This is a genomic window from Promicromonospora sp. NPDC057138 (assembly GCF_042670845.1).
Taxonomy (GTDB): Bacteria; Actinomycetota; Actinomycetes; order Actinomycetales; family Cellulomonadaceae; genus Promicromonospora.
Genome location: NZ_JBHUUX010000042.1, coordinates 34,777 through 48,943, shown reverse-complemented (window position 1 = coordinate 48,943; position 14,167 = coordinate 34,777). Strand labels below are relative to the sequence as shown.

12 protein-coding genes are annotated in these 14,167 nt (G+C 69.3%); 10 read left to right on the top strand and 2 right to left on the bottom strand.

All coding sequences use genetic code 11. From position 1 onward, the window contains the following. Window positions 1-48: 48 nt before the first annotated feature. Window positions 49-1,581: an alpha-N-arabinofuranosidase gene (locus ACFT2C_RS20140; RefSeq protein ID WP_377208852.1), complete on the bottom strand. Its 1,533-nt coding sequence runs from the start codon at window positions 1,579-1,581 to the stop codon at window positions 49-51. 116 nt (window positions 1,582-1,697) lie between these two features. On the opposite strand from ACFT2C_RS20140, the gene ACFT2C_RS20135 reads away from it, so the two are divergent. The 10 genes from ACFT2C_RS20135 (at window position 1,698) to ACFT2C_RS20090 (ending at window position 12,830) form a co-directional block, all read left to right on the top strand. Further along, complete coding sequence (locus ACFT2C_RS20135; RefSeq protein ID WP_377208851.1) at window positions 1,698-2,792, top strand: LacI family DNA-binding transcriptional regulator; 1,095 nt, start codon at window positions 1,698-1,700, stop codon at window positions 2,790-2,792. Between the two features lie 207 nt (window positions 2,793-2,999). Continuing rightward, a complete protein-coding gene (locus ACFT2C_RS20130; protein ID WP_377208850.1) occupies window positions 3,000-4,349 on the top strand; it encodes an ABC transporter substrate-binding protein in 1,350 nt (449 codons plus the stop codon). Further along, window positions 4,346-5,311: a carbohydrate ABC transporter permease gene (locus ACFT2C_RS20125; RefSeq protein ID WP_377208849.1), complete on the top strand. Its 966-nt coding sequence runs from the start codon at window positions 4,346-4,348 to the stop codon at window positions 5,309-5,311. The genes ACFT2C_RS20130 and ACFT2C_RS20125 overlap by 4 nt, the downstream gene beginning before the upstream one ends. Further along, the gene (locus ACFT2C_RS20120) at window positions 5,311-6,216 is read left to right on the top strand and encodes a carbohydrate ABC transporter permease (RefSeq protein WP_377208848.1); all 906 of its coding nucleotides are present in this window, start codon (window positions 5,311-5,313) and stop codon (window positions 6,214-6,216) included. Before ACFT2C_RS20125 ends, ACFT2C_RS20120 begins: the two co-directional genes overlap by 1 nt. Window positions 6,217-6,459: 243 nt before the next feature. Beyond that, on the top strand, window positions 6,460-7,635 hold the full coding sequence (gene chvE / locus ACFT2C_RS20115; RefSeq protein ID WP_377208847.1) for a multiple monosaccharide ABC transporter substrate-binding protein: 1,176 nt from the start codon (window positions 6,460-6,462) through the stop codon (window positions 7,633-7,635). Window positions 7,636-7,798: 163 nt separating this feature from the next. Continuing rightward, window positions 7,799-9,370: a multiple monosaccharide ABC transporter ATP-binding protein gene (gene mmsA / locus ACFT2C_RS20110; RefSeq protein ID WP_377208846.1), complete on the top strand. Its 1,572-nt coding sequence runs from the start codon at window positions 7,799-7,801 to the stop codon at window positions 9,368-9,370. Next, entirely contained in the window at window positions 9,367-10,548 is a 1,182-nt protein-coding gene (gene mmsB, locus ACFT2C_RS20105) for a multiple monosaccharide ABC transporter permease (protein ID WP_377208845.1), read from the top strand. The genes mmsA and mmsB overlap by 4 nt, the downstream gene beginning before the upstream one ends. A 115-nt stretch (window positions 10,549-10,663) precedes the next feature. Further along, window positions 10,664-11,308, top strand: a complete 645-nt coding sequence (locus tag ACFT2C_RS20100) for a TetR/AcrR family transcriptional regulator (protein ID WP_377208844.1) — start codon at window positions 10,664-10,666, stop codon at window positions 11,306-11,308. Between the two features lie 8 nt (window positions 11,309-11,316). Then, window positions 11,317-12,108, top strand: coding sequence for an ABC transporter ATP-binding protein (locus ACFT2C_RS20095; protein WP_377208843.1), 792 nt, complete (start codon window positions 11,317-11,319; stop codon window positions 12,106-12,108). Then, on the top strand, window positions 12,105-12,830 hold the full coding sequence (locus ACFT2C_RS20090; protein WP_377208842.1) for an ABC transporter permease: 726 nt from the start codon (window positions 12,105-12,107) through the stop codon (window positions 12,828-12,830). Before ACFT2C_RS20095 ends, ACFT2C_RS20090 begins: the two co-directional genes overlap by 4 nt. Window positions 12,831-12,848: 18 nt before the next feature. Here ACFT2C_RS20090 and ACFT2C_RS20085 read toward each other — a convergent pair whose 3' ends face one another. Beyond that, window positions 12,849-14,024 (bottom strand): acetoin utilization protein AcuC, encoded by a 1,176-nt coding sequence (locus ACFT2C_RS20085; RefSeq protein WP_377208841.1) that lies wholly within the window; start codon window positions 14,022-14,024, stop codon window positions 12,849-12,851. Window positions 14,025-14,167: the final 143 nt, after the last annotated feature.

The window sequence follows — 14,167 nt, the reverse complement described above, 5'->3', positions numbered from 1 at the left end:
GACAGAGCTTGTCGAGACCCGGGTCTCGACAAGCTCGACCACCGACGTTCACACCGACGTGAGGGTTCCCGACAGGGCGGTCCAGGACTCCGGCGGCAGCGTCACCGTCGTGCTCGACGCACCAGCGCCCCCGGCCACCCGCCCGGCGACGTCGAACGCGCCCCAGTGCTCGGCCGCCACCTTCTCCGCGTGCTCGGGCCCCGCGACGGCGGCCTCGTGGTCAGCGGTCATGGACCAGCCCTCGGCGATCTCGAGCGCCGCGCCCAGGTGCGCCAGCTCGACCTCGACCGGCTCGGCGGAGCGGTTGGTCAGGAACAGCGCCACGGCGCCGTCCGACAGCGTGGCCGCGGCCGTCACCGACGGCACCTCGCCGTGGGCCTTGGTCGTGATGGTCGGCGAGGACACGCGCAGGTCGAGAGCCTCGCCCTGGGCGAGCCGCGCCGTCGTCGCGAAGGGGTGGAACGTCGGCTGCCGCCAGGTCTCGCCGCCCGGCTCGGTCATGATCGGCGCGATCACGTTGACGAGCTGGGCGAGGCACGCGACCGGCACCCGGTCGGCGTGGTTCAGCAACGTGACCAGGAGGTCGCCCACCACCACGGCGTCGAGCCCGGAGTAGACGTCCTCGATGATGCGCGGCGCGTCCCGCTGGATCGGCAGGTTCTCCTCGCCGGGGAAGCGGCCCTGGTACCAGACGTTCCACTCGTCGAACGAGATGGTGATCTTCTTGTCCGAGCGGTGCTGCGCGCCCACGGCGTCGGCCGATGCGATCACCCTCTCGATGAACCGGTCCATCGACGTACCGGAACCGAGGAACGACGCGCGGTCGCCGTCGACCTCCTGGTAGTAGGCGTGCATCGAGATGTGGTCCACGAGGTCGTACGTGTACTCCAGGACGGTGCGCTCCCACTCGCCGAACGTCGGCATCTCCATGGAGGACGACCCGCACGCCACCAGCTCGATCGACGGGTCCACCTGCTTCATCGCGCGCCCGGCGTTGCGGGCGAGCTTGCCGTACTCGTGCGCGTCCTTGCGCCCGACCTGCCACGGGCCGTCCATCTCGTTGCCCAGGCACCAGAGCTTGACGCCGTACGGCTTCTCGCGGCCGTTCGCGATGCGCAGGTCGGCCCAGCGGGTGCCGGCCTCGCCGTTGCAGTACTCGACCAGGGCCACGGCCTCCTCGACGCCGCGGGTGCCGAGGTTGACCGCCATCATCGGCTGGATGCCCTCGCGCTCGGCCCACTGCAGGAACTCGTCGGTCCCCACGACGTTGGGCTCGACGGTGCGCCACGCGAGATCGAGGAACGGCTTGCGCTGCTCCACGGGCCCGACGGCGTCCTCCCACCGGTAGTTCGAGACGAAGTTGCCGCCCGGGTACCGGACGGTCGTGACGCCCAGCTCGCGGGTCAGGTCGGCGACGTCGCGGCGGAAGCCGTGGCCGTCCGACGTCGGGTGGCCCGGCTCGTGGATCCCCGTGTAGACCGCGCGGCCCAGGTGCTCCACGAAGGAGCCGAACAGGCGGCGGTCGACGGTGCCGACGGTGAAGTCGGGGTGCAGCAGCACGCGGGTGCGGGAGGTCGTCATTGTTCCTCGTTGTTCGGGTCGGAGCTATTCTACAACGTTGAACAGTAGCGGATCGGCGGCGGGGGAGCGACGTCGTCCCTTACTCTGTGGGAAAACTCGGGAGCGGAGGCGGCAGCGTGGCTGTGACGATGCACGACGTGGCACAGCGCGCGGGCGTGTCGATCAAGACCGTGTCGAACGTGGTGAACGGCTACCCGTACATCCGCGCAGAGACGCGGCAGCGGGTCGAGCTGGCGATCGATGACCTGGGCTATCGCGTCAACATGTCCGCCCGGAACCTCCGCACGCGCCGCACCGGGCTGATCACGCTCGCGGTCCCCGAGCTGTCCCTCCCGTACTTCGCGGAGCTGGCCGACACCATCATCTCCGCCGCGGACGCCGCGGGCTGGACGGTGCTCATCGAGCAGACCAGCGCGAGCCGCCAGCGGGAGATCGAGGTGCTCTCGGGCCGGCGCCAGCACCTCACCGACGGGCTCATCTTCTCGCCCCTGATCCTGGGGCCGGACGACCTCGACCTGTTCTCCGTGGACTTCCCGCTGGTGGTCCTCGGCGAGAGCGTGTTCGGCGCGCCCGCCGACCACGTGACGATGAACAACGTGGCGGCGGCGAAGGCGGCGACCCTGCACCTGGCGTCGCTCGGCCGCCGCCGGATCGCGCTGATCGGGGCGCACGAGGGCGAGGTGACCGGGTCGGCCGCGCTGCGGACCACGGGGTACCGCGAGGCGCTCGCCGAGGCCGGGCTCCCATACGACCCCGCGCTCGTCGGCCCGGCGGGCCTCTGGCACCGCTCTACGGGCGCCGAGGCCATGCGTCGCATGCTCGACAGCGGGGTGGAGCTCGACGCCGTCTTCGCGCTCAACGACGCGCTCGCCCTCGGTGCGCTGCACGTGCTGCACGCGCATCGGATCGACGTCCCGCGGGACGTGGCCCTCATCGGGTTCGACGACATCGACGACTCGAAGTACTCGGTCCCCACGCTCTCCTCGGTAGACCCGGGCAGGGACCAGATCGCGCACACGGCGGTGCGCCTGCTGCTCGCGCGGATCGGCGCGACCGGCGACCCGGAGCCTTTCAGGAGGATCGTGGCGGACTCGCGGATCGTGGGCCGGGAGTCGACGGGCGACGCCGCCGCGGGCGCGGCAGACCTGGTGGTGGGCGTCCAGGAGGGCGTTACCGAGCTGGTCGCCCCCGCCCCCGCCGTCGGCGCGTGATCGGCGAGATGTCCGCCTAGGGACAGCTCGGGGCCACTCTGCCCCGTGACGCTTTACCGATCAACGGTGACAGGCCACTTGCCAACGGCGTCGGGTACCGGGTAGAACGGTGCCCGGCGTTTCCTACAACGTTGAAAAGAACCCCGGTGAGGATGCCGGGCGCACCTCGGCCCTCCGGCCGTGGGCACCGAATCAAGGAGGACTCGGATGCGTAAACCAGCCCGGCGCCGAGGCGTCGCTGCCGCAGCCGTCATGGCCGTGACGACTGTCGGCCTCGCCGCCTGCTCCGGCGGAGGCGGCGCCGAGGAGGCGTCGTGCACCAACAAGATCAAGCAGCCCGAAGCCACCCAGGTGACCGTGTGGGCGTGGTACCCGTCGTTCGAGTCGATAGTCGACAACTTCAACGACACCCACACCGACATCCAGGTCTGCTGGACCAACGCGGGCCAGGGCGCGGACGAGTACAACAAGTTCCAGACCGCCATCGAGGCCGACACCGGCGCGCCCGACGTCATCATGCTCGAGGCCGAGGTGCTCCCCACCTTCACGATCCTCGACTCGCTCGTCGACCTGTCCGCGTACGGCGCCGGCGAGCTCAAGGACGACTACACCGAGGGCTCCTGGGCGGACGTGTCCAACGGCGACGCCGTCTACGCGATCCCCGTGGACGGCGGCCCCATGGGCATGCTCTACCGGGCCGACATCTTCAAGAAGTACGGCGTCGACGTGCCGACCACCTGGGACGAGTTCGCAAAGGCGGCCCAGGACCTGCGCGACGCCGGCTTCAAGGGGAGCATCACCGACTTCCCGACCAACGGCAACGCGCTCAACTACGCGCTGTTCGCGCAGAACGGCTGGAAGCCGTTCCAGTACGACCCCGCGAAGCCGACCGAGGTGGGCATCAACGTGGACACCCCGGAGGCGGAGGAGGTCCTCAGCTACTGGAAGGGCCTGATTGACGACGACCTGGTCGCCACCGAGGACGCGTTCACCACCGACTACAACGCGGCGCTCGTCGACGGCACCTACGCCGTCTACCTCGCGGCGGCGTGGGGCCCGGGCTACCTCCAGGGCCTGTCGGAGTCCGACTCCGACGCCGAGTGGCGCGCCGCCCCGATGCCGCAGTGGGACCCGAAGAACCCGGTCCAGGTGAACTGGGGCGGCTCCACCTTCGCGGTGACCAAGCAGTCCGAGCAGCCGGAGGCGGCAGCGACCGTGGCCAAGGAGCTCTTCGACACCGACGAGGCGTGGCAGCTCGGCGTCAAGGAGGCGGCCCTGTGGCCGCAGTACAAGCCGACGCTCGAGGCCGACTGGTTCACGGGCCTCAAGGCGCCGTTCTTCGGCGGGCAGAAGATCAACGAGGACGTCTTCCTCGACGCGGCCGCCGGGTACAAGGGCTTCTCGTTCAGCCCGTTCCAGGTCTACGCGTACGACCAGCAGACGCAGGCCCTGTACGACATGGTCCAGAAGGACACGGACCCGGGCGCCGCGCTGAGCACCATTCAGGACGGGCTCGTCAAGTACGCCACCGAGCAGGGCTTCACGGTCTCCCAATGACCTCGGGAACGAGCTCGGCGACGAGCGAGAGCAGGAGCAAGAGCGTCGTCAGGACGCCCGCGAGCAGGCCCACCAGCAAGATCGCGAGCCGGCGGCAGCACTGGGGATACGTGTACGTGGCGCCGTTCGCCGTCGTGTTCACCGTGTTCCTGGTGCTGCCCCTCGGCTACGCGCTGTGGATGAGCCTGCACAACAAGGGCATAGCCACTGCCGGGCGCAGCGTGTTCGTGGGCGCCGACAACTACGTCAAGGCGTTCACGGACCCGGTGTTCCTGGAGGGCATGTGGCGGGTGCTCCGGTTCGTGCTGGTCATGGTGCCGGTGCAGATCGGGGTCGCGCTCGTGGCGGCGCTCCTGCTCGACACGCTGGCGACGCGGCTGAGCCAGGCCACGCGCCTGCTGATCTTCGTGCCGTACGCGATCCCGGCGGTGATCGGCGCCCTGATGTGGGGGTTCCTGTACAGCCCGCGGTTCGGCCCCGCGCAGGACGTGTTCGGCCTGGTGGGCCTCACCGCGCCGAACTTCTTCAGCTCAGCCAACATCTTCGGGTCCCTGGTCAACATCGTGACCTGGCAGTGGGTGGGCTACTACATGATCATCATCTACGCGGCCCTGCGGTCGATCGACCCGTCGATCTATGAGGCCGCGGTGCTCGACGGCGCCAGCCGGCGGCAGATCGCGCTGCGGATCAAGGTGCCGATGATCTCGTCGTCGATGGTGATGATCGTCGTCTTCTCGCTGATCGGCACGCTGCAGTTCTTCACGGAGCCGCAGGTGCTGCGGGCCTCGGCGTCGGGCTCCATCCCGACCGACTACACCCCGAACATGTACGCGTTCGCCACGGCGTTCAACTACAGCCAGTTCAACTACGCCTCGACGCTGGCGTTCTCGCTCGGGTTCCTCGTGTTCGTGGGCTCGTACGTGTTCCTCTTCCTGACGCGCAAGCAGAGCGGGCTCAAGTGATGGCGACCTCGACGCTTCTTTCCCGATCCCGCCGCACCGACCGGACCGCGGCGGAGCCCGTGGGCCAGGGCCGCCGCATCGGCTCCCACGTGGTGCTCGTGATCCTCGCGATCTACTTCGTGGTGCCGCTGTGGTGGCTGGTGGTGGCGTCTACCAAGACCAACGCGGGCCTGTTCGCGGGCGCGCCGCTCTGGTTCGGCTCGGACTTCTCCCTCGGCGACAACATCGCGGGGCTGTTCAGCCACCAGGGCGGCATCTACTGGACCTGGTTCCGCAACTCGTTCGTGTACGCCATCGGGGGCGGCGTGGGCGCGACGGTGCTGTCGGTGCTGGCGGGCTACGGCCTGGCCAAGTACCAGTTCCGAGGCAGGAGCGTCTTCTTCGCGCTGCTCCTCGGCTCGGTCATGGTGCCGATGACGGCGCTCGTGATCCCCACCTTCGTGCTGCTGTCCGGTATGGGCCTGCTCAACACGATGTGGGCAGTGATCCTGCCGTCGCTGCTCAGCCCGGTCGGTGTCTATCTGGTGCGCGTCTACGCGCAGGACGCGGTCCCGGAGGAGGTCCTCGACGCCGCCCGCGTCGACGGAGCGGGTGAGATCCGACTCTTCTTCCAGGTGGTGCTTCCGCTGCTGCGGCCGGCGATCGTGACTGTGCTGCTGCTCACAACCGTCGCGACGTGGAACAACTTTTTCCTCCCGCTGGCCGTGCTCCGGGACCCGAACCTGCTCCCGGTCACGGTCGGGGTCTACAACTGGCAAGCCCTTTCCAACGCGGGGGCGGGCGGCGAGCAGGTCTGGAACCTGATCGTCACCGGGTCGTTCCTCTCGGTGGTTCCGCTGGTCGCGGCGTTCCTCTCGCTGCAAAAGTACTGGCAGGGCGGGCTTTCGCTCGGAAGCGTCCGATGAGACGAGCGGCGCTCGCCGGATTCAAGAGTTGACTGTATCGATGCCGTAACCATCCAGGAAGATCTCCTTACTTCCCTCTCGCCACCGCTACGGTGATCTCGGTCACCGGCCGGATGTGGCGGAGTTCAGCCGAACTCGGTTTTGACCAACGGGCGTGTGAGCGTTCACAATCTGTTGGGTTCACAACGTGAAGTCGGCCGGGTCGCAGAGACGTTGCCCGGGCAAACTCGAAGAGGAGAAGTCATGGCAAGGAAGCTATGGGCAGTGCGTGGCCTGGCTGCGCTGGCAACGGGCGCGATGGCCCTCTCGCTCGCCGCGTGCGGCGGAGGCGGCGCCGGTGGCGCTGGTGCGGGTGGTGCCGGTGGCGCTCCCGCGCAGGCCGAGGAGGGTGGCCTCGTGGGTGTCGCCATGCCCACCGAGACCTCCGAGCGCTGGATCGCCGACGGCGACGCCGTCCAGTCGGGTCTGGAGAAGGCCGGGTACGACGTCGACCTGCAGTTCGCGGGCGACGACATCCCGACCCAGCAGCAGCAGGTCGACCAGATGATCACCAAGGGCGCCAAGGCCCTGATCATCGCGGCGATCGACGGCACCGCCCTGCAGAGCCAGCTCGACGCGGCCGCGGCCGAGGGGATCCCGGTCATCTCGTACGACCGCCTGATCCGCGACTCGAAGAACGTGGACTTCTACGTCTCGTTCGACAACTACCAGGTCGGCGTGCAGCAGGGCACCTCGCTGCTGACCGGCCTCGGTCTGCTCGACGAGAACGGCGAGAAGGCCGCTGACGCGCCGAAGGGCCCGCTCAACGTCGAGCTCTTCGCCGGTTCGCCGGACGACAACAACGCCGGGTTCTTCTTCGACGGCGCGATGTCGGTGATCCAGCCGTACATCGACGACAAGACGATCGTCGTGCCCTCGAAGCAGACCGACTTCGACACCGTCGCCACCCTGCGCTGGGAGCAGGAGCGTGCGCAGAAGCGCATGGAGGACCTGCTGACGTCGTCCTACAACGGCGGCGAAGAGGTGGACGGTGTGCTGTCCCCCTACGACGGCCTGTCGCGCGGCATCATCACGGCCCTGCAGAACGAGGGCTACGGCAAGGGCGACAAGGCCATGCCGATCATCACCGGCCAGGACGCCGAGATCGCGTCGGTCAAGCTGATCGACGACGGCGTCCAGTACTCGACCATCTTCAAGGACACCCGTCTGCTGGCCGAGCAGGCCGTCACCGCCACCCAGGACTTCCTGAGCGGCAAGGAGCCCGAGGCCAACAACACCACGGACTACGACAACGGCGTGAAGGTCGTCCCGTCGTACCTGCTCGACTCGGTGATCGTCGACAAGGACAACATCAAGTCTGCGCTGGTCGACACCGGGTACTGGACCGAGGAAGAGGTCGCCTCCGGCCAGGCCGACTAGGTCTGCCGCCGCGGCACCACTGGTACCGAGACCGCTGACGCTCTGGCGGTCGGGCCGATCGTGACTCACGGTCGGCCCGACCGCCGGAGCCAGGCCTGCGCTGGGCGTCAGCGTCCGGCACCGCACCATCACTACTGGCGACTAGTACGCGACAAGGACTGGCATGGCCGATTCGGCGCCGACCGACATCCTCGAGATGCGCGGCATCACCAAGACATTCCCTGGGGTGAAGGCACTCCAGGACGTCAACCTCATCGTCCGTCGAGGCGAGATCCACGGGATCTGCGGCGAGAACGGGGCGGGCAAGTCCACCCTCATGAAGGTGCTGTCGGGCGTGTACCCGCACGGCACCTACGAGGGCGACATCGTGCTCGACGGCGAGACCGCCCAGTTCGGCAACATCAACGACTCCGAGGCGCGGGGCGTGGTGATCATCCACCAGGAGCTCGCGCTCGTCCCGTTCCTGTCGATCGCCGAGAACATCTTCCTCGGCAACGAGCGCCGTCGTGCGGGCGGCGCCATCGACTGGAACCGCACCAACCACGAGGCGGCCGCCCTGCTCGAGCGGGTGGGCCTCAGCGAGTCGCCCACCACCCTCGTCTCGGCGCTCGGCGTCGGCAAGCAGCAGCTCATCGAGATCGCCAAGGCGATCTCGAAGGACGTGCGCCTGCTCATCCTCGACGAGCCGACGGCGGCGCTGAACGACAACGACTCCGAGCACCTGCTCGAACTGCTCCGGCAGTTCAAGCAGCAGGGCATCACGTCGATCATGATCTCCCACAAGCTCGCCGAGATCGCCGAGATCGCCGACCGCACCACGATCATCCGGGACGGCCAGTCGATCGAGACGTTCGACATGGCCGAGGCGGGCGGCTCGTCCGACGCGATCCAGGACCGCATCATCCGCGGCATGGTGGGCCGTGACCTCGACAACCGGTACCCCGACCGCGAGTCGCACCCGGGCGAAGAGGTGCTGCGCATCGAGGACTGGTCGGTGAACCACCCGACCCAGGTTGGGCGCGTCGTCGTCGACGGGGCGAGCCTGAACGTTCGCGCCGGCGAGGTCGTCGGCATCGCCGGCCTCATGGGCGCCGGCCGCACGGAGCTCGCGATGTCGGTGTTCGGCCGTTCGTACGGGCGCGACATCTCTGGCAAGGCCTTCGTGCACGGCAAGGAAGTGAACGTCCACAGCGTGCCGGACGCGATCAAGGCCGGCATCGCGTACGTGTCCGAGGACCGCAAGCAGTACGGGCTCAACCTCATCGAGGACATCAAGCGCAACATCTCGGCGGCGGGCCTCGGCAAGCTGTCGAGGAACGGCTTCGTGGACGAGAACGAGGAGCTCAAGGTCGCGGGCGAGTACCGCGAGTCCATGAACATCCGCACCCCCAACGTGCTGGTGGAGGTGGGCAAGCTCTCGGGCGGCAACCAGCAGAAGGTGGTGCTGTCCAAGTGGCTGTACACCGCGCCTGAGGTGCTGATCCTCGACGAGCCCACCCGCGGCATCGACGTCGGCGCCAAGTACGAGATCTACACCATCATCAACGAGCTGGTCGCGGCGGGGAAGGCCGTGCTGGTCATCTCCTCGGAGCTCCCCGAGCTCCTCGGGATCTGCGACCGCATCTACACCCTGGCCTTCGGCCGTATCACTGGCGAGGTCGACGTGGCCTCAGCCACCCAGGAAGGACTCATGGCTCTCATGACCCAGGAGAACACGCAGGAGACGAAGGTATGACCGGCATCGCGAACCTCCGGGAACTGTTCACCCGCAACATCCGCACCAGCGGCATCTACATCGCGTTCGTGCTGATCGTCGTGCTGTTCACCGTGCTGACCGACGGGCTGCTGCTCAGCTCGCGGAACATGACCAGCCTCGTGCTGCAGTTCTCGTACATCCTCATCCTCGCCATCGGCATGGTGATCATCATCATCGGCGGGCACATCGACCTGTCGGTGGGTTCGGTGGTCGCGCTGACCGGCGCGGTGGCCGCCGTGGTCGTGATCCGGAACGGCCTGCCCTGGTGGGTGGGCGTGCTCGCCGCCATCGGCACGGGACTCCTGGTGGGAGCCTGGCAAGGGTTCTGGGTGGCCTACGTCGGGATCCCGGCATTCATCGTGACGCTGGCCGGCATGCTGCTGTTCCGCGGCCTGACGCTCGAGGTGCTCAACAACATCTCGCTCTCGCCGTTCCCGGCGGAGTACTCGTCCATCGCCTCGGGCTTCCTCAACGGCCTGCTCGGCGGCTACGGCTACGACACCTTCACGCTCGTGATCTTCGCGGTCGGCATCCTGGGCTTCGCGTACAACTCGTGGCGCAACCGCCGCGCGCGCATCGCGTACCGGCAGGCCGTCGAGGCACCGGTGCTGTTCGTGCTGAAGCTCGTGGTGATCGCGGCCGTCGTCATGTGGTTCGCGTGGAACCTCGCCACCTACCGTGGCCTGCCCGCGGTGCTGATCATCCTGGCCGTGCTGGTCCTCGTCTACACGCTGGTCACCAAGCACAGCGTGTTCGGCCGCCACGTCTACGCCATCGGTGGCAACCTCGCCGCAGCGCAGCTCTCCGGCGTCCGCGTGAAGCGCGTGAACTTCTGGATGTTCGTGAACATGGGCTTCCTCGCCTCGATCGCGGGCGTCGTGTTCTCGGCCCGGTCGAGCGCCGCCCAGCCGGCGGCCGGCAACATGTTCGAGCTCGACGCGATCGCGGCGTGCTTCATCGGTGGCGCCGCCGTGACCGGCGGCATCGGGACGGTGACCGGCGCGATGGTCGGTGGTCTGATCATGGCCGTCATGTCGAACGGCATGCAGCTCATGGGCGTCGACCAGTCGACGCAGCAGATCGTCAAGGGCATCGTGCTGCTGCTGGCCGTCGCGTTCGACGTCTGGAACAAGCGACGGGCCGCAGCCACCCGCTGACCCGGTAGCCGCGAAGTAGAGCGCCTGTCCCACTCCCGCACGAGGCAAGCCTCGCGCGAAGGGGACAGGCGCTCTACTTCGCGGCGGTTGTATCCCGGTGGGCGAGAATGGGTGGATGGTTGAAGCTGGTTCTGGGCCGCGTCGAGGGCGGCGTCCCGCCGGGCAGGACGCGCGCGCCGAGATCCTCGCCGCCGCGCGCGACGAGTTCGTGGAGCGCGGCTATCAGGCGGCGTCGCTCCGGGCCGTGGCCAGGCGTGCCGGGGTGGACCCCGGCACGGTACGGCACTGGTTCCCCGACAAGGCACGGCTGCTGACCGCGACGCTCGGCGTCGCGGGGATCGAACCGGACAAGGTCGTGGCGCGGGTCGCCGACGGGCCGGTCGAGACCCTCGGGGAACGCCTCCTGGAGGCGGTGATCGGCATCTGGGACTTCGACGGCGGTGACACCGTCCGGCTGGTCGTCCCGGCCGTCATGTCCGACGCCGAGCTGCGCAGCCTGGTGCCGCAGTTCATCGGCGCGGCCATCCTGGCGCCGGTGATGCGCGCCCTCGACGTGCCCGACGCCGCGTTGCGTACCGGGCTCGTCGCCTCGCAGATGGCGGGCGTGCTGCTGACCCGGTACCTGATCCCGGTGGAGCCGCTCGCGTCGCTCGCCCCGGCGCAGGTAGCCCAGCTCGTGGGCCCCACGCTGCAGCGCTACCTCACCGGCCCTCTCCCGGACGTCCAAGCTCTTGCGTCCGGTCGCGCTGCGGGAGCATAATTCCTCACATGAGGAAAAGCGCGGTAGTCATCCGGGGTCTGCGCGTGATTCGCGGCGGCAGGCCGATCATCGACGGGCTGGACCTCGCCGTTCCCGCCGGTTCGGTCGTCGGGCTGCTCGGCCCGTCCGGCTCCGGCAAGACGACGCTGATGCGCGCGATCGTCGGGGTGCAGGACAAGGTGACCGGCACCGTCGACGTGCTGGGCAGCGCGGCTGGCACCCCCGCACTGCGCCACCGGGTCGGCTACATGACGCAGGACGCCAGCGTCTACACCGACCTCACCGTGGTGCAGAACCTCAGGTACTTCGCGGCGCTGGCCGGCGTCCCGTCGCCCGCCAAGGCGGTAGCGACCGCCGTCGCGACGGTCGACCTCGGCGGGCACGAGAAGCAGCACGTCGTCACGCTGTCCGGCGGCGAACGGTCCCGCGTCTCCCTCGCCGCGGCCCTGGTGAGCGACCCCGAGCTGCTCGTCCTGGACGAACCCACCGTAGGCCTCGACCCCGTGCTGCGCCGTGACCTGTGGGCGGTGTTCCGGAAGCTGGCGGCCGAGGGCCGCACCCTCCTGGTCTCCAGCCACGTCATGGACGAGGCCACGCAGTGCGACCGCCTGCTCCTCATGCGAGCCGGCGGGCTCGTCGCGGACACCACTCCCGACGAGCTGCTGACCACCACGGGGGCGCCCGACGCCGAGCGTGCGTTCCTCGCCCTGATCGACGCGGCAGAAGCCGCCGCCGCGACCGACGGCGCCGCGACCCACGCCGCCGCCGCGACCGACCCCACCGAGGAGACGGCGCGATGAACCTCACCTTCGCCACCGCCAGCCGCGTGCTGTCTCAGCTGCGCGGCGACCACCGCACGGTCGTCCTCATCCTGGGCTTGCCGTGCCTGCTGATCGGCCTCATCGCCTGGATGTTCCACGACCGGCCCGAGGTGCTCGACCAGTTCGGCCCGATGCTCGTCGGCTTGTTCCCGCTCACCGTGATGTTCCTGGTCACGAGCGTGGCCACGCTGCGCGAGCGGCAGTCGGGAACCCTGGAGCGGCTCATGACCACGCCGATCCGCAAGGGCGACTTCGTGGCGGGCTACGGACTCGCCTTCGCGACGCTCGCGCTCCTCCAGGCGTTCGTGGTGGTCGGGTTCGCGCTCCTCGTCGGGATGGACGTGGCCGGCTCGCTCTGGCTCGTCATCGTGGTGGCCCTGCTCGACGCCATCCTGGGCTGCACCCTCGGCCTGGCCGCGTCGGCGCTGGCGCGCAGCGAGTTCCAAGCGGTCCAGATGATGCCCGCGATCATCTTTCCGCAGCTCATCACCTGCGGACTCCTCATGCCGCGCGACCAGATGCCGCAGGTGCTCGAGTGGCTGTCCCGCGCCTTCCCGCTCACCTACGCCATCGAGGCGATGACGTCGCTCGCGGCGGGCGAGGAGTGGGCCGACATCCGCGGCGCCGTCGGCGTGATAGCCCTGTTCATAGTCGGCGCGGTGCTCCTAGGCGTCCTCACCCTCCGCCGCCGCACCCCCTGAGCCCACAACAAGGCCGGGTCAGTCGTGGAGGGGGTCCAGGCCCCAGAGCGGGAAGACAGAGCGGCGGGTCGCCTGGACCGCCCGGTCCAGGGGGTCCGCGGGGTCGTAGCCGTCTCGCCACCTGCGGAACCGCACCTCGCCCGAGCCCAGCGTGCGGGCAGCCTCCAGGTCCATGCCCTCGACCGCGGCGCGCCACGCCTCCGGCAGCGCGGACCCGCGTTCCAGAGGCGCGTGCGCCGCCTCGGCGACGAGCGCCGCCCAGGCGAGCGGGACGACGTCGGACACGGCGTACCCGCCACCGCCCAGGGCGAGCCACCGGCCTTCCGCGTGCTCGTGCGCGAGCGCGTGCGTCCACTGCTGCGCCGTCCACTGCGCGTCCACCGAGACGTTCAGGTTCGAGAGCGGGTCGTCTCCGTGGGCGTCGCAGCCGTGCTGGGACACGATCGCCTGGGGGCGGTGCTCCCGGACCAGGGCGGGGACGACGGCGTCGATAGCCCGCAGCCAGGCCGCGCCCGACGTGCGCGCCGGGACCGGGATGTTGACGGCGCCGCCCTCGGCAGGGCCGGGGCTGCCGACGTCGGCCGAGGCGCCCGTGCCGGGGAACAGGGTGCGGCCGTCCTCGTGGATCGAGATGGTCAGCACGCGCGGGTCGTCCCAGAAGATCGCCTCGACGCCGTCGCCGTGGTGGGCGTCGAAGTCCAGGTAGGCGACCCGCTCCGCGCCGAGGTCCAGCAGGCGCTGGATCGCGGCGGCGGCGTCGTTGTAGACGCAGAAGCCCGACGCCGCGCCCGGCATCGCGTGGTGCATGCCGCCGGCGACGTTCACGCCGTGCGCGATCTCCCCGGTCCACAGGGCGTCGGCGAGCGCTACGGATCCGCCGAGCTGACGTGCGGCGGCCTCGTGCATCCCGATGAACAGCGGGTCGTCGTCGGTGCCCAGCCCGCGTGCGAGGTCCGGCTCCAGCGTCGTCCCGGCGTGCCGGACGGCGGCCACGTAGTCGGCGTCGTGCACCGACTCGATCACGGCGTCGGACGCGGGCTCGACGTCGACCACCTCGAGCGTGGGCTCGTCGAGGAGGCCGAGCGCCTCGATGAGCCGCATCGTGAGGTCGAGGCGGGCGGGCGACATGGGATGCCCGGGTCCGAAGTCGTACTCGAGCAGTCGCGGACTCCAGACCAGCCGGGCGAGGTGCACCCGCCCACGGTAACGGACCACCGCTCTGGCAGGTGCCGTGGCCCAGGATCAGAACGCGAGGTAGGCTAGGTGCTGCCACCTCCTGCGGGAGGAGAGGAAGTGAAGCCGGGAACCCCGCCGGACGACGGGATCCCGGCTTTCGC

Coding starts and splice junctions, on each gene's coding strand:
- mmsB (WP_377208845.1), top strand. CDS start 9,367: ATGACCGGCATCGCGAACCTCCGGGAACTGTTCACCCGCAACATCCGC.
- ACFT2C_RS20095 (WP_377208843.1), top strand. CDS start 11,317: ATGAGGAAAAGCGCGGTAGTCATCCGGGGTCTGCGCGTGATTCGCGGC.
- ACFT2C_RS20090 (WP_377208842.1), top strand. CDS start 12,105: ATGAACCTCACCTTCGCCACCGCCAGCCGCGTGCTGTCTCAGCTGCGC.
- ACFT2C_RS20130 (WP_377208850.1), top strand. CDS start 3,000: ATGCGTAAACCAGCCCGGCGCCGAGGCGTCGCTGCCGCAGCCGTCATG.
- mmsA (WP_377208846.1), top strand. CDS start 7,799: ATGGCCGATTCGGCGCCGACCGACATCCTCGAGATGCGCGGCATCACC.
- ACFT2C_RS20120 (WP_377208848.1), top strand. CDS start 5,311: ATGGCGACCTCGACGCTTCTTTCCCGATCCCGCCGCACCGACCGGACC.
- chvE (WP_377208847.1), top strand. CDS start 6,460: ATGGCAAGGAAGCTATGGGCAGTGCGTGGCCTGGCTGCGCTGGCAACG.
- ACFT2C_RS20100 (WP_377208844.1), top strand. CDS start 10,664: ATGGTTGAAGCTGGTTCTGGGCCGCGTCGAGGGCGGCGTCCCGCCGGG.
- ACFT2C_RS20125 (WP_377208849.1), top strand. CDS start 4,346: ATGACCTCGGGAACGAGCTCGGCGACGAGCGAGAGCAGGAGCAAGAGC.
- ACFT2C_RS20140 (WP_377208852.1), bottom strand. CDS start 1,581: ATGACGACCTCCCGCACCCGCGTGCTGCTGCACCCCGACTTCACCGTC.